18 protein-coding genes are annotated in these 21,245 nt (G+C 37.3%); 5 read left to right on the forward strand and 13 right to left on the reverse strand.

Going from position 1 to position 21,245, the window contains the following annotated elements:
* The first annotated feature begins 533 nt into the window (after positions 1 to 533).
* Complete coding sequence (locus IWC72_RS13200; protein WP_194530067.1) at positions 534 to 4,649, forward strand: Ig-like domain-containing protein; 4,116 nt, start codon at positions 534 to 536, stop codon at positions 4,647 to 4,649.
* A 72-nt stretch (positions 4,650 to 4,721) separates the two neighbouring features.
* Here the strand turns inward: IWC72_RS13200 and IWC72_RS13205 are convergent, their stop codons facing one another.
* Positions 4,722 to 5,183 (reverse strand): RidA family protein, encoded by a 462-nt coding sequence (locus IWC72_RS13205; RefSeq protein WP_194530068.1) that lies wholly within the window; start codon positions 5,181 to 5,183, stop codon positions 4,722 to 4,724.
* A 450-nt stretch (positions 5,184 to 5,633) separates the two neighbouring features.
* Between IWC72_RS13205 and IWC72_RS13210 the strand changes: the two genes are divergently transcribed.
* Together IWC72_RS13210 and IWC72_RS13215 are read left to right on the forward strand one after the other, a co-directional pair.
* On the forward strand, positions 5,634 to 6,146 hold the full coding sequence (locus IWC72_RS13210; protein ID WP_194530069.1) for a hypothetical protein: 513 nt from the start codon (positions 5,634 to 5,636) through the stop codon (positions 6,144 to 6,146).
* A 2-nt stretch (positions 6,147 to 6,148) separates the two neighbouring features.
* A complete protein-coding gene (locus IWC72_RS13215) occupies positions 6,149 to 6,790 on the forward strand; it encodes a hypothetical protein (protein ID WP_194530070.1) in 642 nt (213 codons plus the stop codon).
* Positions 6,791 to 6,950: 160 nt separating this feature from the next.
* On the opposite strand, the gene IWC72_RS13220 is transcribed toward IWC72_RS13215, so the two are convergent.
* From IWC72_RS13220 to IWC72_RS13265, 10 genes are all read right to left on the reverse strand, one after another.
* Positions 6,951 to 7,373, reverse strand: coding sequence for a hypothetical protein (locus tag IWC72_RS13220; RefSeq protein ID WP_194526634.1), 423 nt, complete (start codon positions 7,371 to 7,373; stop codon positions 6,951 to 6,953).
* 443 nt (positions 7,374 to 7,816) lie between these two features.
* On the reverse strand, positions 7,817 to 8,182 hold the full coding sequence (locus IWC72_RS13225) for a hypothetical protein (protein WP_194530071.1): 366 nt from the start codon (positions 8,180 to 8,182) through the stop codon (positions 7,817 to 7,819).
* A 51-nt stretch (positions 8,183 to 8,233) separates the two neighbouring features.
* Complete coding sequence (locus IWC72_RS13230) at positions 8,234 to 8,866, reverse strand: hypothetical protein (protein ID WP_194530072.1); 633 nt, start codon at positions 8,864 to 8,866, stop codon at positions 8,234 to 8,236.
* A gap of 227 nt (positions 8,867 to 9,093) precedes the next feature.
* The gene (locus tag IWC72_RS13235; protein WP_194530073.1) at positions 9,094 to 10,158 is read right to left on the reverse strand and encodes a hypothetical protein; all 1,065 of its coding nucleotides are present in this window, start codon (positions 10,156 to 10,158) and stop codon (positions 9,094 to 9,096) included.
* Between the two features lie 542 nt (positions 10,159 to 10,700).
* Positions 10,701 to 12,188 carry a pyridoxal phosphate-dependent decarboxylase family protein gene (locus IWC72_RS13240; RefSeq protein WP_194530074.1) on the reverse strand — a complete coding sequence of 496 codons (1,488 nt, stop codon included), beginning with the start codon at positions 12,186 to 12,188 and terminating at the stop codon, positions 10,701 to 10,703.
* 424 nt (positions 12,189 to 12,612) lie between these two features.
* The gene (locus IWC72_RS13245) at positions 12,613 to 13,059 is read right to left on the reverse strand and encodes a hypothetical protein (protein WP_194526636.1); all 447 of its coding nucleotides are present in this window, start codon (positions 13,057 to 13,059) and stop codon (positions 12,613 to 12,615) included.
* Positions 13,060 to 13,285: 226 nt separating this feature from the next.
* Positions 13,286 to 13,786: a hypothetical protein gene (locus IWC72_RS13250; protein ID WP_194530075.1), complete on the reverse strand. Its 501-nt coding sequence runs from the start codon at positions 13,784 to 13,786 to the stop codon at positions 13,286 to 13,288.
* A 162-nt stretch (positions 13,787 to 13,948) separates the two neighbouring features.
* A complete protein-coding gene (locus tag IWC72_RS13255; protein ID WP_194530076.1) occupies positions 13,949 to 14,368 on the reverse strand; it encodes a hypothetical protein in 420 nt (139 codons plus the stop codon).
* A gap of 323 nt (positions 14,369 to 14,691) precedes the next feature.
* Positions 14,692 to 15,594 carry a DUF1761 domain-containing protein gene (locus IWC72_RS13260; protein ID WP_194530077.1) on the reverse strand — a complete coding sequence of 301 codons (903 nt, stop codon included), beginning with the start codon at positions 15,592 to 15,594 and terminating at the stop codon, positions 14,692 to 14,694.
* A 403-nt stretch (positions 15,595 to 15,997) separates the two neighbouring features.
* Complete coding sequence (locus IWC72_RS13265; protein ID WP_194530078.1) at positions 15,998 to 16,522, reverse strand: DUF5004 domain-containing protein; 525 nt, start codon at positions 16,520 to 16,522, stop codon at positions 15,998 to 16,000.
* Positions 16,523 to 16,740: 218 nt separating this feature from the next.
* Here IWC72_RS13265 and IWC72_RS13270 point away from each other — a divergent pair, with 218 nt between their 5' ends.
* The gene (locus IWC72_RS13270; RefSeq protein ID WP_194530079.1) at positions 16,741 to 17,841 is read left to right on the forward strand and encodes an adenylate/guanylate cyclase domain-containing protein; all 1,101 of its coding nucleotides are present in this window, start codon (positions 16,741 to 16,743) and stop codon (positions 17,839 to 17,841) included.
* Here IWC72_RS13270 and IWC72_RS13275 read toward each other — a convergent pair.
* Both IWC72_RS13275 and IWC72_RS13280 read right to left on the reverse strand, forming a co-directional pair.
* Positions 17,838 to 18,497: a hypothetical protein gene (locus IWC72_RS13275; protein WP_194530080.1), complete on the reverse strand. Its 660-nt coding sequence runs from the start codon at positions 18,495 to 18,497 to the stop codon at positions 17,838 to 17,840. The two genes, IWC72_RS13270 and IWC72_RS13275, sit on opposite strands and share 4 nt — an antisense overlap.
* The gene (locus tag IWC72_RS13280) at positions 18,484 to 19,011 is read right to left on the reverse strand and encodes an RNA polymerase sigma factor (protein ID WP_194531157.1); all 528 of its coding nucleotides are present in this window, start codon (positions 19,009 to 19,011) and stop codon (positions 18,484 to 18,486) included. Before IWC72_RS13280 ends, IWC72_RS13275 begins: the two co-directional genes overlap by 14 nt.
* Positions 19,012 to 19,348: 337 nt before the next feature.
* Between IWC72_RS13280 and IWC72_RS20430 the strand changes: the two genes are divergently transcribed.
* Entirely contained in the window at positions 19,349 to 21,148 is a 1,800-nt protein-coding gene (locus IWC72_RS20430) for a helix-turn-helix domain-containing protein (RefSeq protein WP_194530081.1), read from the forward strand.
* Positions 21,149 to 21,245: the final 97 nt, after the last annotated feature.

The following is a 21,245-nucleotide window of genomic DNA, read 5'->3' on the forward strand; positions in this document are numbered from 1 at the left end:
TTCATTTAAAGGTGGTAGTAAAAAACCAATTGAGTTTGCAGAAATTGTTAGATGAACTCATGAAATTAAGCGATACCCATATCTTTCTAATTCTGACTAAGCTTTAGTTTTTGTAAATAAACTGATTAAAGCCTTATTTCATTTTAATCATTTAGATATAGATGTTAATTGAGGTATTTCTAGCTCATTCATAATTTAAAATAAGTTATGAATGGTTTCTGCTCTGATGGCAATGAATTCTCGGAGCCGTTTAAATTCAAGTTGATTTGTGTAAAATAAACTTGAATTAAATCACTGGTGCCCTTTGCACCAAAAAACGCATTCTATGGCAATAATGCTATAATTTTTCTGTTTTAATTATCTCTTCTATATTTGAGTTTAATTGTCTTTAATACTAAAGGTGCAGTGCTTTCTCTCAAAAGTTAATTGCTTGACCTTTATGTTTTCGGTATTTAGACCTAACTAACGATGTAAAATTTTGAGCAAGAGCTAGTAAGTAAATGTTTATTTAGATATTTGAGTCCCAAAACGATATGAGCAAGAGCTATAAATATTCGGTATATTTTTTTATGATGTTGGCCGTCCTTATCGCGTGTACGAAGGAGGTTAATCTTGTAACTGAAGTAGAGTTTGATCTTTTGGGAAATCATACGGAGGAAGGGTATGTTAACGAATCTCTTCCAACGGTACTAATAGTATCTCCAGAGGAAATTTTAGAAGGAATTACCTATAACTTTAAGTATACGGTAGAGGAAGGGAAAGGTTTTTTTGAGGATGATAACGGAGAACCCTTAGTACCGGGAGAAATGCATCCTTTTGATGGGTTGTCCCGCAACTTGAATTATATAGGTTCAGAAGCCGGAGAGCATAAGATTCTCTTTCAAGCAGAAGATTCATATGGTTTTACCGAGGAACTTGAGTTAATATACACTTTTGCAAATGTGCCTGTAACATGGACGGCCACCGCTGCTGATAAGGAACTTCTTGTGGGAGGGGCTACAATTATTACGGTGACTCTTGGTGATGAAGGAGCAGAATATACTTCGTACGATCGTAATTATAATATTACCCTGGGTTCAGGGGAATGGACTAAGGAAGACGGCACGGGACTGGAAACTGATGCGTATGTTCAAATTGTTCCTGGTACTTTTCGATATAACTTCGTAGCAAATGAATTGGGCAGGGTGGTTCTTACGTTTGATCTTCAGGACGGTAACGGACAGGTGATTACAACAGAGGTAATCCTTGAAGTGGTGGAGGAACTCTCATCCGGAGAGAATAACATTCTAACTTTTTCTCTACCTGAACAGATTGGTACGACACAAATCGACCCTGAGAACCATACCGTATCTATAACTGTTCTGGAAGGAAGTGAACGGAATACTACTCCATCAGTATTAACTATTTCAGAGGGGGCTACAGTTTTACCGGGAGCTGAAGAACAGCAAGATTTTACAAACCCGGTGGTCTATTCGGTCACAGCAGCCAACGGTGATGAAAAAGAATGGACAGTAACGGTCACTGAGCAAGCTAGTACTACAGAAATAACTTCGTTTAGTATTAATGGGGTAGAAGGGGTGATAACGGACACGGAAATTATGGTAGAATTGCCAGCTGGCACAGATGTCACGGCATTGGTTCCTACCATAGAGTTTATTGGTGAATCCGTGAACCCCATGTCCGGAGTGGAACAGGATTTTAGCAATCCTATTGTGTATACGGTTACGGAGGGTAGTATGACTAACGTATATACGGTTACCGTCACTACGGTCGCAAACCAATCACCTACAGCTAATGACGTTACGGTTAACGTTCTTACAAATTCCGTTAACAATGGTATAGATATGGAACCGCATATTGGCGACCCAGAAAACGATAATCTTACCGTAGGCATAGGAACAGGCCCTGCCAACGGTACTGCAACTATTTCAGGAACGGTTATCACTTATACTCCGGACAACGGTTTTTCCGGTGACGATGAAATCATTTATACGGTCAATGACGGAAACAACCCTGCAGTGAGCGGAACGCTGACCATAGCAGTTACTGCGGTGGCGAACCAAGCGCCTACGGCCAACGACTTTACATCTACGGTGGCTGGTAACTCGAGCAATAATGCCATTGAACTTTCCGGCGAAATCAACGACCCAGAAAACGATAATCTTACCGTAGGCATAGGGTCAGGCCCTGCCAACGGTACTGCAACTATCTCAGGAACGGTTATCACTTATACGCCAAACAACGGTTTTTCCGGTGACGATGAAATCATTTATACGGTCAATGACGGAAACAACCCTGCAGTGAGCGGAACGCTGACCATAGCAGTTACTGCGGTGGCGAACCAAGCGCCTACGGCCAACGACTTTACATCTACGGTGGCTGGTAACTCGAGCAATAATGCCATTGAACTTTCCGGCGAAATCAACGACCCAGAAAACGATAATCTTACCGTAGGCATAGGGTCAGGCCCTGCCAACGGTACTGCAACTATCTCAGGAACGGTTATCACTTATACGCCAAACAACGGTTTTTCCGGTGACGATGAAATCATTTATACGGTCAATGACGGAAACAACCCTGCAGTGAGCGGAACGCTGACCATAGCAGTTACTGCGGTGGCGAACCAAGCGCCTACGGCCAACGACTTTACATCTACGGTGGCTGGTAACTCGAGCAATAATGCCATTGAACTTTCCGGCGAAATCAACGACCCAGAAAACGATAATCTTACCGTAGGCATAGGGTCAGGCCCTGCCAACGGTACTGCAACTATCTCAGGAACGGTTATCACTTATACGCCAAACAATGGTTTTTCCGGTGATGATGAAATCATCTATACGGTCAATGACGGAAACAACCCTGCAGTAAGCGGAACGCTAACCATACAGGTAAATGCGGCGGTAAACGAACCACCTACGGCCAACGATTTTACGGTTACGGTAGATGCTAACTCCAGTAATAATGCTATTGAACTGTCCGGTGAAATCAACGATCCTGAAAATGACAATCTTACCGTGGGCATAGGAAGCGGACCTTTTAATGGCAATGCAACCATCTCCGGAACGATTATCAGCTATACCCCAAACAACGGTTTTTCCGGCGAGGACGAAATCATCTATACGGTCAATGATGGAAACAACCCTGCAGTAAGCGGAACGCTAACCATACAGGTAAATGCGGCGGTAAACGAACCACCTACGGCCAACGATTTTACGGTTACGGTAGATGCTAACTCCAGTAATAATGCTATTGAACTGTCCGGTGAAATCAACGATCCTGAAAATGACAATCTTACCGTGGGCATAGGAAGCGGACCTTTTAATGGCAATGCAACCATCTCCGGAACGATTATCAGCTATACCCCAAACAACGGTTTTTCCGGCGAGGACGAAATCATCTATACGGTCAATGATGGAAACAACCCTGCAGTAAGCGGAACGCTAACCATACAGGTAAATGCGGCGGTAAACGAACCACCTACGGCCAACGATTTTACGGTTACGGTAGATGCTAACTCCAGTAATAATGCTATTGAACTGTCCGGTGAAATCAACGATCCTGAAAATGACAATCTTACCGTGGGCATAGGAAGCGGACCTTTTAATGGCAATGCAACCATCTCCGGAACGATTATCAGCTATACCCCAAACAACGGTTTTTCCGGTAATGACATAATCAACTACACGGTCAATGACGGAAGCAACCCTGCAGTAAGCGGAACGCTAACCATACAAGTCAATGCGGTGCCGAACGAACCGCCTAGGGCCAATGATTTTACGGTTACGGTAAATGGTAACTCTAGCAACAATGCCATTGAACTGTCCGGTGAAATCAATGATCCTGAAAATGACAACCTTGCGATGGGTATAGGAACTGGCCCTACGAACGGTAATGCCACCATCTCCGGAACAATCATCAGTTATACTCCTAACAATGGTTTTTCCGGCGAGGATGAAATCACTTACACGGTAAATGATGGAAATAACCCTGAAGTAAGTGCAACCCTAACGATAACCGTAATGAATATTGATCCGGATGCGGTAGCTTCGGGCCCTAGTAGTGCTGCGCCTAATTCTGTGGTATTATTTGCAGGGAACGGCTCTTCGGACCCTAACGGAGACACGTTAACCTATTCATGGAATTTTGGTGATGGCAATACTTCAAATCAAATGAATCCATCTCATACCTATGCAAATACCGGTGATTATGATGTAGAACTGACGGTTAACGATGGTAATGGGGGAAGTGATTCAATGACGATTAGCATATCAATAGAAACCCCAATTGCTTTTAGCCGAACAACAGGTATTTATACGGCACCTGCCGGGTCTACTGTTACTATAGAAATTAGTACTAATGACGCTACAGGTAAAGGAGACGCTTCTTTACAGGTCCGTACAGCTCCTGCTCCTGATGGATTTGTACTGTTAACCTTAGGTACTAGATGGAATACGACACCAGGAAATCCAGAAAGCGATATGGATTTAGGGAATTTCGTTATGCCGAGTAATGGAGAGGTTTATTTATCTGGTACCCATATGATTACAATACCATCAGAGGGTTTAAACGTTACAGGAATATCCATTACTAATAGCCTAGGAGGGTCAATAGGAGAATATATGGACGATAATTACCCTATCCCGCAATAGGTGTAAATGTAATATCTAGTATAGGTATTGGCGCAATGCTAGGGCCATTTAAGGTTGTTATTACGAACAATTTCACTCCGTAAGTATGGTAAACGTAGCGGTTAATCCTACACTAAAATTCCTCGGTAATCGTTCTACGCCGAAAATAGCCCTGGAATGCTTGCCTTTTTCTTCCAATACGTTTACAAATAAATCCGATGCTCCATTTACTACAATGGGCGAGTCGTCCCAATGCTCACCAGCCTGAAAATAGGCATCCATATGGTTCAGGCCAACAATTTTATCAAAACCGATTTTATGGTCTACTTGTGCCAAGACATTTAAGGCACACAATTCCATTGCCTTATATCCCTGTTCTGTGGTAATCTCATTTCCGAGCCTTCCTTGATACAGGTATTCTTCATTGTGTATAGGAAATTGAATTGCTATATAGGCTATGTTTTCTCGAATGTTGACCGAAACGTAGCTTCCTCCTGGCGTTGATACCTCAGGGAGTTTAAGGTTCAGCTTTTTTAGATTTTCTTTTGGGTTCATGTTCTAAAATTACTTAAAACGTCTGGCTTGTGAAAAGTAGCATCAACAAATAAGCGTTAACTTTTTGGATAATATACAACATCTTGGACAAGCCTGTATTAGCTGTGTTTAATGTAGCTAGCAGGGTGTAAGGACTAGGCAATTGTTTTATTTGACTTCTGTCTATTCAAAGTAAAACCACTAATGTGCCAATAAGATGATAATTGATAGAACGTTAATAGCAAAATTAAATGTAATATCAGAATTTTAATCTCCAAATAAGTAGCTCTTTTCTTTAAAACAGTTTAAATTAATTTTGTATATATGATACGAAATCTACCTCTTTTAGTCTTCTAAACACATTTTAGTAAACTGAAATAAGTATATTGGTCAAGACTAACCGCTATTCAGGTATTTGCTCCACTATTGCAAGCAAGCTTAGAATTCAAGGACTTTTTAAACTATATAAACATGAGAGCCGTTACCGTTCGAGTTACCAATCTAACATTAGGAAATGCACACATAACAAGTTATCCTTATAGACCAAACAGACCTTCTATTTTATATAGAGTCCCGCTATACCGTGTTAGCATTGAGGGTAAGACCTCGGGAAATAATTCGGTAATCGAAGATTTTGAAGCTATACGTTTTGGAGTGCATAGGACAACTACAGAAGGACCTAGTATTGTGGGATTAGCCGACGCTCAAACACATAACCTAACATGGGATTATATAAGTACAATGGACGATGATGCATGGAGAGTATATGATGGGTTTTTTATTCATCAAGGCCCCAGTAATCCTATTTCCGGTGGTTATGGTTCAATTGGGTGCATAGAAATTTGTGGTGGTGGTGAATGGGACCGATTTAATGATACAATTAAGAATCTGACAGGACAGAATAGCTTAACTCAGATAAGCAATAGTCAATTGTTGACGGCTGAGTATGAAAGCGCCACACGCCCTCCTTTAATACTTGTGTAAAGATGAAACAGATATATATTACTTTATTTAGCATTCTCACGTTTTGTAGTTGTAAGAGCGCTAACAACAAAAACAAATTGATTCCTGAGCAATTAGCTGTACAAAGTGATAGTGTTTCAGAAACACCCATTAAGGTGTTCAATGTGCTATTTGATAGCGTTCAGACAGACGCTGTAGAACAATTAACACTGCTTAATGAAAGCTTAAGCAGTTTGTACAAAGATGCTGAAGCTGTAGCGGATGAAGAATATGTAACACGAAGATTAAACAATTACAAAGCCAAAAGATTTGCGGGAACCTTAGCCCAAGATTTTGATAATAGTGATTTTACAAAGGCAACCCGATTAAACGTTTCTTTTTTAACCAAAAACGAAGAAAATCCAAAGGGAAATATTAAGGTGGAAGAATGGTTCTTTAAAGATGAGAACACCGCTAATTCTTGTTTTCAGAGTCTACAAAATTATAGGAAACGAGAAATACATTTTAAATTCATTAGTTGGATATGGGTACAGCAAAAGAATAAATTATTCCTCATATTTTCTACGGACTTTGTGGTGGATTCTAAACCTATGCAAACCATAAAACAACACTTAATTGGTATGTTGAAAAAGCAGGGGGAATATAATCTAATAGAAATGGATTAAATTTTATTTTAAGTTTTACGGAACTATATTTTGTGCTCAAACAATTGCTTTTCAGTTAAATCGGATAAACTTTTGGCTACGTATATTTCTGTAATTCCACTACTTGAAAACAGACCTTATAAAACTCTTTCTTATCTAGGATAAATTCAATTAATCTAGTCTATTGTAGCCAGCCTTTTTTAATGGCTCTTTTACTATAGACATAAAGAAATGTAGCTATCGCAATGACTACAATAGGAATAATAGCATAAAATACAATAGAGGTTTTTTTAATGTCAAAAACGAATAGCCAATAAAATTCTATAAAGAGCAAAGTGATTAATGCGATTGCAAAAAACGTAGAAGCAATTTTTTTTCTCATAAATAGCATAAAACTACCCAGCATCTCAGAGAATAAAGCAATTAAAAATATAACAATATACCAAAAAGGAGCTGACTGCATTTTCTCGAATTCTTCGGTAGTTAGATGCTCTTGCAGAAAATCAATTTCGTAAGCACTAAAGTAAATTTCAATTATATTCCACAAAATAGCAAAAATGGATATGAGCCAGAAAGAAGTTGGTGGTTTAATATCTTTTCCCATAATAAAAAGATTAAAATCGTGTATTATAAAAATAGATAAATTAAAGAGTCTTTTTATATAAAGAAAAGTTAATGCTAATCCATAAGAGAAACCTTCTCCCTATTTTTAAATCAGCGGTGTTTGGACATAGCATTTCTGAAAGCCAAGAATAATATTATCTCAGATTAAGGTAGAAGAAGGGTTTTTTAAAGATGAGAACACCGCTAAATCTTGTTTGTAGAGCCTACAAAATTATAGGGAACGAGAAATACACTCTAAATTCATTAGTTGGATTTGGGTACAACAACACAATAAATTATTCCTCATATTTTCTACGGATTTTGTGGTTGATTCAGAACCTATGCAAACCATAAAACAACACTTAAATGGTATGTTGAAAAAGCAGGGAGAATATCATCTAATTGAAATGCATTGAATTTTATTTCAATTCAAGTTAAGCGAAACTATTTTTTATAGTTCAACAATTGTTTTTCGGTTAAATCGGATAAACTTTCGTCAACGTATATCTCTCTTATTCCAATTTTCGAGAACAGTTCAAGTAAAACCCTTTTTTCTACATCCGAAAGTCCGCCTTCTGCCATTTCCATTTGTTGTATGATCCCGATGGAATTTTTAGAAGAAAAACCATGTTTTTTAAATACATTACTTATAAAATGTTCAGCTTTATTAAAGTCTGCAATCAGAAGGCGTTGATTGTTAAATTTCGTTTCGGATTTTTCTGAAATAGATTGTTTATTAGTCAAATCGTTGATATCAATTAGATTTACGTATAGCCTGATATAAAATCTATTTTTAGTGAATATTCTCAATTTTTATTTTTTAAAGCAATTGCACCTTTATGCTATGCTAGTTTAATAGCCTTATCTTCTCTCCTCTTTAGCTTTCTTCATTGCCATTCTATCATAACTCTTAAAATAAAGGTTGTTTGCATCTGGAAAGTACTTAGATATTGTCAAATCAACCTCTCCTTGTTCACAGTTATCTATCGTTCCACAGGGTAAACTGTCCTTATGAATTCTAGTTCTGAATTTATACTTGTTTTTGAGGTAGGCATAGCTAATGTATAAATCTACATAAGAGTCAGATATTGCACTAATCTTGTCTACATTAGCCTTTATATCAATCCCGTCTTGGAATAAAGCGTTTGGTCCAATAGATTTTTGTTGTTGTATTAATATTTTGGAATTACTTGGGTCGGTTGCATCATATTCAACATAATAGAACTGTTTTTTTCTAGGTTTTGTATTTCGTTTATGTTGTAAGCGAGGTCTGTATAAGTCACTTGTTCTATAAAGCTTGCTATTCACGTAAAATTGGTATTGAATACGTTCATTTCTAGAACCATGCTTAAACCCGGTCACTCTACCGATTGTCATTTCCTTATTGGCTTTTAAGGATATATTATTTTGACATTTATTATATGAACCAATGAGTACAGCACTACAAATGAGTATAAAAATAATTAGGCCTCCTTTATCTTTTAGTTTTTGCAAGAGTTAATTTTAGATACAATAACGGTTTAGGCCAAAGTGTATTGCCGAGTTCTATATGCTTTCCTGCACAGTGATTGTTTTGGGTTGAACCTAATTTTTTCACCTGTACATACGCAAAAATCATTTTTCTGCTCAGCTTCAATCTCCCTTTTTGATTTGTGTTGCGAGTTTACTCGCATGTGCACCAGCGTGACGCTTGCGCCATCGGGGGGTAACATTTATTATAGTTATTTTGCTAATAACAATTCCAAAGCTTCCTTCAAATTTTTTCTCCACGCTGTGTGAACATCATCAAATCCAATAACTTTAGCACCTTTGGTATTAAGAAATTCAATTTCATTTGCAGTTAGTTTCCCTACATTCAAATCCTTTAAGGCATGATAATAAATCAGATTGGATAGGTCTGTATTTTTTAGCAATTCGGAATAGCGCTTATACCCATAGGCAGCAGCAATCTTGTGTGAATTAATATACATTAAATCCTCACCTTTTTGTTCTACCTTTGGACTAATGGCATCTTCTTTGAAACCAGCGTCAATTCCTTCGGAATATGCCCTCCAAACTTCTTCATTTATATCTAATCTACCTGCCATCAGTAGATATCCGTCTGCAATATTTCCAAACTTGGAAATAAAGTCTTGCCCTGCAAAACAACCGTACGAAATACCTACAACAAATACCTTTTTATTTTCAGACTTAAAATAACTAACAAGCTCATTTAACATTTCTGAGGTTTTTATGCCCACCATTTTGGCTTGTTCAAACGAAATTTCTTTCTCTAACATCATTTGAGGTTCTATAGTCTGGGCTTGATGACTGTTTATGATGAAGTATTTGTTCTCATCAATTCCTCCATTATCCTTAAAAATAGCTTTGACTTCATCCGTAAACAATCTAGGGAAAGGGCCTCCTTGAGAAATTAATAGTATTGTATCGCTTTTTGAGTTTCCAAACGAATATCCTAATTTCTTTAATGTTTCTGGGATGCCTTCATAGACTATGGTTGTATTCTCTGTTTTTACTTCAGCTTTAACAACTACAAGTATCTTATGATTTCCGTCTTTATCAATAAACATCTGAGGTGTCAATTTTTTCTGCATGACTAATGGAATAACCTCTTCTAATGTAGTGAGTGTTCCATTTTCATAATACACCGATTCCACATTCGATGGTGGATTTTTCATTAATTCCTCATATGAAATTAGTCGCAAACTATCTGGAACAAACGAGTAGTTTTGAGCATTACATAGCATTGATGTGAAAATAAAGATTGCAAATATTATATTTTTCATGGTTGGTTGGATTTTTTATAACGGTTTTGTATGTGGCTTGTAGCGTGGAAATTAGCAAATTATTTTCGGATTGAGTACAAGCCAGATTTTTAAATTTTACTATTTATCTTTTTTATTGGAAAGGCGTCAAATTTAAAGATTCAAGAACCTTAAAAAAGTAAACAAACCATTTCAACCTAGGTTAGTTATATATTCTGGTTAGATTTATGTTTTTATCCCACTACATAAAATTATAAGGTAGGGGATAATAAAGAGACCTTATAAAATGTTGCTGGTTATTCTTGTGTGCACAAGCGTTACGCTTGCGCTAGCGGAGGTTATATAAGTTTAGTCAAATATTAAAACTGCATCATTACTCGATAATCAAGATTAAATGCTCCTAGGCTTGCCTCGAAATCAAGGTGTATTCTTTTTAATGCCTCGCGGGCTTGCCCCGAGGTAGTTTACTCAACCGCTAAGTACAAGACCCGTACGTTTAGTGGTGTGAGAGGCATAGTGGCGGCTTTTAGGTCGTAACCCGTCTACTGGACTGTAACATGTTATTAACTCACTTTTGGTTCTTGTAATTTCGAATGTGTCTTTCTTCCTTCTCTAACTAGTATTTCAATAATTTCTTCAATGTCTTTTTTTGAAGTCCTGAAATTAACAACACAAGCTCTTAAACAATACATTTTATTTACTATGGCATTTGATAAAAACAACTCTCCACCAGTTTGTAATTCGTTTAATAATTCTTCATTTAGTTTATTTAGATAATCGTTACTTGCATTGCAATCGTATGGAATATATCTAAATGTAGTAATACTTAAATTTTGAGAAACAGCTTCTAATTCAGTATTTTTTTTAGCTAATTCAAATAATAATTTTGAGAGTTCAATATCTTCGCTAATTAGCTTTTCATAACCACTTCGACCTATTTGTTGTAATGATAACCAAACCTTTAAAGCTCTAAAGCCACGTGAGTTTTGAAGTCCATATTCATAAAAATTTTGAGCAATTTCGTTTTCATCTTTGCTAAAATTATAGTATTCCGGATGTGAACTATAGGTATCTATTAAGTGTTGAGGATTTTTAACCAGCGTACAACCGGCTTCAAGTGGACTATATAGCCACTTATGTGGGTCAAGGGCAATAGAATCAGCTTCTGAAAGTCCGTTAAATAGGTCTTTGTATTTTGGAATAACCGCAGCTGGAACGCCATAAGCTCCGTCTATGTGAAACCATACATCATAATCTTTACAAATAGTTGAAATACCTTTTAAATCATCAACGACTCCAGTACTAACATCACCAGCAGTACCTATAACCATAATTGGCTTAAAACCATTTTTTACATCTTCTTCAATTGTTTCTGCTAGTACTTTATTGTTCATTCTATTTGAAGAATCAGTTTGAATCCAGCGAATGGATTTTGTACCTAAACCAAATAAGATTGCTGCTTTGTCTATCCACGTATGTGTGGTTTTTGAACAATAAACAGTTAGCTTGTGAGATGTGTCTGAAAGGCCTTCTTCTTTTATGTTTTTTGGTGCTTTAGCTGTTCTAGCTGCTAAAAATGCCGTAAAATTTGCCATATTTCCTCCGCTTACCAAAATTCCTCCGTAGTTAGGTGAAACACCAATGAATTCAGCTAACCATTGAATGGTTTGTTTCTCAATTTCAGTAGCCATAGGGCTTAAAATATGCGCTCCAACATTTGGATTTATAGAGGCCGCTAATAAATCGGCCAAGGCTCCTATTGGTGCTGCAGATGAAGTAATATAGCCCAAGAATTTAGGGTGCCCATTAAGTAATGAATGGTTAAGTAATAAGTCCGTTGTTCTAGAAATCAGTTCGGTTGCGGGTATTCCCATTTCTGGTAAGGAAGTGCGTCCCAATATATTTTGCAATTGACTTGGACTTTCTTTTACAGTAACAGGTTTTTTATCAATGTTAGAAAGGAAGTCAGAAATATCATCTATTAATTGATGTCCGATTTTCCGAAACTCTTCTTTGTTAATTTCTATTGAATTATTTCGATTTTCAGTCATTATATTATGTTTTGAACTAATGGGTTACAATGTCTCGTATATGAAAAGTAGCGTGTAAAAAGACACTAATTTTTTGGATAATACACAAGCCCAATTTTTAAATTTTACTCGATAATCGAGATTTAATGCTCCGAGGCTTGCCTCGAAATCTAGGTATATTCTTTTTAATGCCTCGCGGGCTTGCCCCGAGGTAGTTTACTAATTATTTTATTTAGGGAATTTGTCAAATTTAAAGATTCAACAACCTTATAAAGGTAAACAAACCATTTCAACCTAGGTTAGTTACATATTCTGGTTAGATTGATGTTTTTTACCCCACTACATAAAATTAAGATTATAGGGTTGGGGATAATTAAAGAGATCCTATACAATGTTGTTCGTTACTCTTGTGGGCACAAGCGTGACGCTTGCGCTAGCGGGGCGGCTAGTTGAGCTTAGCTACCGTTCGTTCTATAAGATAGGTAATGAGTAAGCCTATAGTAAAAGTAGTTACAATTGTACAAAACAATAATGCAAGTATGGCGGGAAACAACAAAAGGAAACTATCTTCTACCGTGAATAGAAGTACCAGACAGAATGTTGCCCAGATAATGAAATTTACTACCGTAGAATAGACAAACGAACTGAATAGTAATGATTTTCCATGACCCAAATGGTCGTATGCTACTTTTGCTCCAATTCCTAAAGCTACCAAGAACGATAGGGCCAATCCTAACGTCGGCCATCCATACCCGGCTATAATTGCAATTGATAATAGCCCTTCTCCGGTAAATAAAATAGGTGTCCAGAGCGTTCCCACGATGGTAAGAAGACCAATAGGTAAACCTAGCAAGTAGGAAATTAAAATACTAATGAGGAGGGGTTTATTCATCTTAAGTCTGTTCTGACCCCGTTTTTATTTGGCGCACAATCTAAGTTCTCGTTATAAGGCTGAATATACTTGTAAAAAGCTTTATCTGCACTGATCATTAACCTATTCTTATCCATCAAAGGCCTTATTGGTACTTGCAAAAACGTTGTAGAGCACGCGTTACAAAGGAGCGCTAGCGGGGTGTGACTAGCGTGCCGCTTGCGCCAACAGGGGAGTTTACAGTAGATTAAATTTCATTCATTATTCTCCAATTTCCACGGATATTCATGGACTTTTTTATGATTAAAAGAAATTCTATAGAACCACTAGAACATTCTAGCGTAATATCTCCTCGCTCAACAAGTACGTTCCGGTATGGATTAACATTATAACGGACTCCCGTTAAAGCTATATTTTCCCATTCCACACCAAAAGAATTTCCTTTTTTAATTAATTGTCTAAAATTTTTAATTAGCTCCACTTTAAAATTAGCTAATACGGAATCTGTTGCAGGAATGGTTTCTTGCGGTTGTGCTTCCTTAATTAGCGGAACAAGGTGTTCAATATCTTTTTTGGTAGGCAGGCATTTTAAAATTTTCTTTTCGTTGTTCTTTTTAAAGGCTTTGAATACAGTGGTTACAATCTTGTTGTTTTCTAAATTCTCCTGTGCAAAAATAGGGTTGTAGACTATTAGAAAAACTATCAATAATACATTGTAAAAGTGGGTAGGTAGCGGTTGAGTTTTCAATTAGGGACAGATTAGTTATGAAAAACAAAGATAGCGTAAATGAAGTATTCATTGTGCTAATGTAACTGGGTGTTTTTGGGTTGAGCTACTAGCCTAACGCAGATTAGGTTCTACTTGTATACTCATGTGGAACACTCGTTACAAACGAGCGCTAGCGGGGATTTATTGGTCCCACTCACTTGATTCCATCCATTTTTCTTTCCACTCTTTTGGAAATGATTTGTGATTCCTTGTTTCCAAAGACAACTTTGTGTAAAATATTTTATGAACTTGTCCATTACCTTTCTTTAAGTACACAAAATTTTGATATTCAGGCTTTATTAAGCTATCTCCAATTTGGGCTGAATCTACTATTTTTTGATAAGGAGAAATTTCGATAAATCCTGTTGCCGTTTTTATTTTCAAATGAGTTGGTTTTGTATTCCGAACCGAGAACTTCTCAGAAATAGTGCCTTCATATCCGGTTGTAATTTCGTCTATTTTCAATTGAACTCCACTTGGTATGGATACATACGTTTTTATGATGTAAATAAAAATACCGAAAAGAAAAATTATCGAAATAGAAATGAGAACTTTTTTCAACTAGCTTATTTTTTGAAATGAATGCCAACGGTCCGTTATAAGAATAGTTATGGTTTTACTCTCGAGGGTTTTCCGTAGAAAAATCAGTTGTAGTAAGTTTGCAACTACCATTGGTTAAGCTCAAAATTGAGCAATTATTTTTATACATTGTGGCTGTTGCACAACCATAAAATTAATTAAAAAACCTAGTTTTTTAGTTTGTTAAAATTATAACAACTTGGTTGTGAGTAATTTGTTTTCTAGAACCATCTTAATATCATCAATTAACTTTATAAAAGGAGTTGTGCAACGGTTACCAATGTTAGCACACGTTTTTTTTCGTACTATTTGTCAAAAATCATTAATTCAGAATCCTTTCCCTCGTACATTGTGTAAGAGGTATATTCATCTTCTCCTTTGTACCATCTGTATCTCGATTGGTTAAATCTGAACATTGTCAAAACTTCATTTACTTGCTCTTGAAACTCCTGCTTGTTTTTATTTGCAGCAAAAACTCCACCTGAAAAGTTTATGTGTCTATTCCCTCTACTACTCGTCGAAACTTCAATATCATTTTCCCACATTTTTTTAGCAACTATTTTAGCATATTCTTTTCTTAAGATTGGAAATTCCTTGACTTGCATTTTTACAACTTTTGGTTTTAACTGTTTGGCAAGTTTTTGAATTTCGGGGTCTTCTGATTTCTCTCCATCATTTATTATGTTACCCCAAGTGCTAAACAAGACTAATTCTATTTGCAATGATTCAATTGTTTCACGATAGTTTGAAAAATCTACTCCATTGTTCACAGCTTTCAATTCCCGTTCAAGTTGTTCCTTTTGTTTTAGTTTTTCTTCTTCTTTCGCTTTTGCCAATTCCGCTTGTTCAGCGAGTAGTTTTTCTTCTTCTGTTAGTTTACTTAAACTATCCGTTTTTTGAAGAAGTTCTTGTGCTTCTTGATATAGTGGATTGTCTTCTTCTATATTTTTAAGGTCGGATATGGCATTTTCATACTTGCCCTCCTTAATATATTTATTTGCGGATTCGATATTGGATTTCGCCATTTCTTCTTTATTTGCGGTTGCAATTGCTATAACTCCCAACCCAATAAATCCAATGAACCAAAATCCGATAACTTTAAGTCTTGTTGGTTTTTTTGACCATCTTAAAATTATTGAGGGTTTAATAAGTCCTACGATTAGAGCGATAAAAAGCGCAAGTGTTAAAAATCCTAAAAATCCGTTCATGCTTGGTTAGTTCTTGTTTGGTTAATGTTTATTTTAAAATGTGTGCTTACAATTTTATAAATCAAGTAGTTGCTGTATATTTTGATTTGCGAGTTATAAGACAACTAACTGCGTTATTCTAATTAATCCACTAAATATCGCAATACTAATCATAACACCATTACAGAAAACCGTAAGTAGCGTGTAAGAAATACACTATTCGTTAAAATGCTAAAATTAATCGGTAAAAGGTTGGTGGGAGGTTAATTTAAAAAAGAGGTTTTTCGTTTCTAACTCTATGTTGTGTAGGTATTTATAAAGTTGGTTAAACAAAAAATGCCGCTTTAGAACCCATTAGGCTCCAAAGCGGCAAAAATGGGCCTCCTTACCAGAGATTAGGAGGCGCATATAGCAATATAACCGGTTATAACTCGGTAAGCGTATAGGTAAAGGTTACGTTGGCCTGTATGGTTTTACCTTCGGCATCCGCAATATTAAAAGTTTCCGTAAAAGAGAAAGCGGTAGCATCATCTTTAAAGTTCAACGGAATATTGCTCACGTTACAAGAGCCGGTTAAAGACAATAGGTCTTCCGTAAGTTGCCAGGTACCGCCAAGGGTAACCTCGTTATCGCAATTTTCGGCATTTTGGCTTTGTAGATATAGATAGGTACGGTTGGCGCCAAAGGAATACCGGGCATCCTTTTGGCAATCTTCGTACTGTGCAAAAAGGTCTGTGGAGGGGTTGTCCGTTTGGTCATCGGTCAGGTCTACTTCGGTATCGGCCGTCATAGCGGTCAGCACCCAATCACCAGGTAGTTTTTCTTCATTTGTGGCCAAAGCGCCGGTAAAATCCTCAGGGCAGTCAATACTATTATCCGTAGAATCACAGGCTAAAAACAATCCGTTGCAAAGAACAGCGGTCAATACATACACAAGGTTTTTTCTCATTTCAATATTTAGATTATAGGTTCAATAGGTAGATGTAAAATAGATAAAATGGTTGCGAAGAGAGGTGTTAAAAGTGGCTCACCACCACCGCATTGGGGTGGTAGGAATTTAAAAGAAGATGCAAACCAGGTTTTTATCTTTCTAAGTAGTAGGTTTATATAGTTTTAAAAAAAGAACTTTACTTTAGTAGTTGAGACTTATGATCTAACGTACCTGCCATGAAAACGGGCCTATCTCCTAAAACAAGACGGAATATTAGCCGCATCATTCCTTTTGGTGTCATTTGGCTCCTTGTGGGCTGGATAATTCTGTTTACCCAAGAAGTAGCAAGCGGTAGTCAGACATCTAACCCCAATGGTACCATTCACCTTACTTTGGAGGTGTTTGTGTTTGCCAGTATTTCTGTACTATTATTGGGTTTGTTGGTGGGGTTTATAGAAATTTTCTGGTTGGAAAATGTTTTTAGCAATCGGAGTTTGGCCAAGGAAATTGCTTCTAAAATGGGATTCTATATCCTCTTTTTTCTGGGGGTAATGATAGTGCTCTATCCTATTGCGGCCAGTATTGAGTTGGACGTTTCCCCATTGGATGCAAAGGTTTGGGAAAAGTTTACCGAATGGCTTACGGGAATGGATTTTATAAGCACCTTGGTTACTTTGGGGTTCAGCTTGTTCCTTTCGCTCTTCTATTCGGAGATCAGTGAGAACCTTGGTTATGGTGTTCTGACCAATTTTTTCACCGGAAAATACCATATTCCGGTGGAGGAAAAACGCATTTTTATGTTTTTGGATATGAAATCTTCAACCACCATAGCAGAAAATCTGGGACACATTTCTTATTTTGAATTGCTTAAAACCTACTATTCGGATTTCTCGGATGCCATTATAAATAACTACGGAGAGGTCTACCAATACATTGGCGATGAGATTGTAATTTCTTGGACCTACGAAAACGGAATAAAGAACAACCATTGCATCAACTGCTTTTTTGCCATGAAAGACAGCCTAGCAAAAAAAGCGAAAGCCTACCAAACTAAATTTGGAGTGGCTCCCACTTTTAAAGCAGGTCTGCATTATGGAAAGGTAACTACCGGAGAAATTGGGGCACTCAAAAAAGAGATTATTTTTACCGGAGATGTGCTTAATACTACAGCTCGTATTCAAGGGTTGTGCAATAGTTACCAGGTAGATTTTATTATTTCTCAAGAGCTGGTCAGCCAACTAAACCTAAAAAACGACTTTGTAACTACGGCTTTGGGCACGACCCAATTACGGGGTAAAGAAGAAACCGTAGAACTGGTGACGATTGCCCGTGTCTAGTTCTCAAATTCCTCAATTTGTTTTAATGATGTTAGGGCCTGTTGCGTTTTGGTTCCTGTAACCCAAGAGATGATGGTTCTCACCCATTTTAGGTGTAGGTTTTTAAAACTTAGTTTGTTCAAAAACCATAGTAAAGGAAAAATCAATACTCCGTTAATAATAAGATACCGCTGTACAAAGTCCGGGTCTAAATGTACATAGAGGTCCGTATCTAGAAAAACATCAATAGCCACTAGGGAATACGCCCACCAGACCGGCCCCGAAAGAAAAAGTAGCTTTACGAACAAGAGCACATGAGTATTGACCCTTTCTATTTTTTTCCGAATCTCAACAACAGGTTTTGAGTAATCTATTTGATTTAAAAGCGTTACTTGGCCTATACTGCCAATAAGGGCTATAAGGGTAAATACAAAAAGAATACCACCGCTAACGGCCAAATGAGTGCTGGACCAATGGTTTGCAATGTACGAGCCTAAAAACAGTAACAGGGCAGAAAATGAGACTACTTCTATGCTTCTAAAAATTAATACGGTTTGGGTCTTTTTCTTTGTTTTTTGCAAGTTTATTTTTTGAATTGAGGCGCTATTCAAGCTTAATATACGGTCTAGTTTTGCGTCGTAAGCAGATAGGATTTCATTGAGTTCATTCGGTTTCATAATTCAGATTTTTTAAAAATTCGTTTTTTAATTTAAGTTTTATGCGACCTATTTTTGTCGCTACGTTTGTTTTGCTAATCCCTAGTATTTCGGCAATTTCACTATGGCTTTTCTCTTCTAGGTATAGCAGCATTAAGGCTTTGTTCAGCTCATTCAACGATTGAATAAAATGCTGTAACATTTCAACCTTTTTGTTCATTTGCTCCCGGTGCTCCGTTTCTTCTGTCCTAAGATGAAAAATAGTGGCGTTGTCAAAAGAGTCCGTTTTAGTGTGCCATTTCTTCTCTTTTCTATAGTAGGAGATGGCCGTGTTCAGTGCAATGCGATACATCCAGGTGCTATATTTAAATTCCGGATTGTATTGGTCAAAGGCGTCCCACAATTGAATAATAATTTCTTGTTCAAGGTCTTTTCGGTCCGCCGGGTTGGCACAATACGAGTTCACAATTTTATAGATGATTTTTTTGTGCTCATCTATTAAACCTATGAATCGCTCTTTTTTAGTCGTCTGCATCTTGGTTCTTAAATGATTGTCTTGTGCTTTCCGCATTCATAAGTAAATAGCTACTACAAAAAATGGGTTTTGTGCTTTTGGATACTACATGTTTCATGATGGTTTCGTTTTATGATTGTTTACTATATTATTCGCATCACTTTGAAAAAAATCACACTCACAGGCAATTTTTTTATTTGGCAATGCTAATAGATTACAAGTTAGGGCAGTTATGGAGCCACAAAGTTCCGATATTCATTCAGAGGTTCTAAATTTCATAAGATACTCTCAGTATGGGCAAATTTTGGTATTTTAGACATGTTTTTTCCCCCGAAGATGAAAACAAACATAACCGACCGTGCATACCTCTTTCAATAACAAGTCCATTGCCGTGCTTCCGTTTCTTACCATTGGGGACAAGGAGAACGAATATTTTTCAGATGGCATTACCGAAGAAATCATAAATGCTCTTACCAAGATTGAAGGGCTAAAAGTAACCGCACGTACTTCTTCTTTTTTCTATAAGAACAAACCCTTGGATGCCCGCCATATTGGAAACGAACTAGGAGTGGAAACCCTGTTGGAGGGCAGTGTACGTTGCATTAAGGAACGGGTAAGGATTACGGCACAGCTCATACGAACGGATAACGGTTTTCATATTTGGTGCGAAAATTTTGACCGTAACCTTACTGATATTTTTGCGCTTCAAGACGAGATAAGCCTTTTAATTGCCGATAAGATACGCGAGAATTTTGGGCATTTAGAGGTGCAGGATTCTTTGGTGGACCACCCCAATATTTCACCGGAAGCCTATGGGCAATACCTTAGGGCAAAATCTTTGGTAGGTGGTTTCAATAAGGATGATATTAGAAAAGGAATAAACCTCCTTAAAAAGATAACAGAACAGTATCCTAATTTCGCCTTGGGATATGTGCACATGCATTATGCATATAACAGTATGGCAGCAGGAGGTTTAATGCCGGTAAAGGAGGCTTTTGAAATTGGGGAGAAGTATTTGGAAAAAGCACAACAGTTAAATATGGAGTTTCCCGAAGTGTATCATTCTTTGGGGTGGCACGTGCTTAACCGCGATTGGGATTTTAAAAATGCAGTAGCCTATCTTAAAAAAGCCATTGCCTTAAAACCTAATTATGCAGATGCCCACCAAAAACTGTTCATTACCCTTATTCTAGAAGGTAACCTTACACAGGCGGACCACCATATTAAAGAAGCATATAAACTAGACCCCTTGTACGATTTAAACAATTATTTTATGGGGTACAATAGTTATATAAAAAGGGACCATGAGAAGGTACGGACCTATTTTAAAAAATGTTTTGAGCTCAATCCCAAATTTTTGGTAGGCTACGGTATTTATGCGCTGGCTTTATTGGACCAAAACCGTCCGAATACTATTTTAGAGGTTGCCAAAACCATTCCTGATATGGAAGGCGCTCAAACCGAAAGGCGTATTATGAGAACCTTGGCCTTAAGTGCCAAAGGGGTAGAGGAGGAGTGCCGTACCGAATTAAGTGAACTCACGCAGCTTATAAAAACCGATAGTAAGGAACGGGTACGCTTCTTTTTGATTTTTGTGTACACCAAAATCCACCAGTATGAAAAGGCACTGGATTTAATTGATGAAGGTATTTCGCGAAAAGAACCATTAATGACCTTGCTAAAAGTAGACCCTTTGCTAAAGCCTTTGCATTCAGAGGAGCGCTTTAAAAATGCCTTGGGCAAAATATTTGCTTTATCCAATGCCAATGAAAGAAAGGAACCGGAAAAAACGGTTATCCATCTTTTAAGTCCTACGGATGCCGATACCTTTATGACCCAATTAAAAAATTATATGACGGAAGAAATGCCCTTTCTAAAAGCGGATATTTCACTTCGGAACCTTGCAGGGGAAATCAACTTACACCCCAACAAACTTTCATGGTTATTGAATGAAAAACTAGGGCAAAACTTTAATGACTTCATCAACTCTCACCGTGTGGAGCATTTTAAAGATATAGCCTTGCACCCAGCAAACAGTCATATTACCCTGCTAGGACTTGCGTATGATAGTGGGTTCAATTCCAAAACGGTCTTTAATACCTTTTTTAAAAAGGAAACGGGAATGACCCCAAAACAGTGGGTGAATTCCCAGCGCTAGACTACACCCCGAAAAGTTCCAAATCTCATAGAAGTAGTTCCGATTCATAAGTACGGGCGTTTTGCACGTACCCCATTTTCATCTTTATGGCTCATTA

The organism is Zobellia roscoffensis, from assembly GCF_015330165.1.
Lineage (GTDB): Bacteria > Bacteroidota > Bacteroidia > Flavobacteriales > Flavobacteriaceae > Zobellia > Zobellia roscoffensis.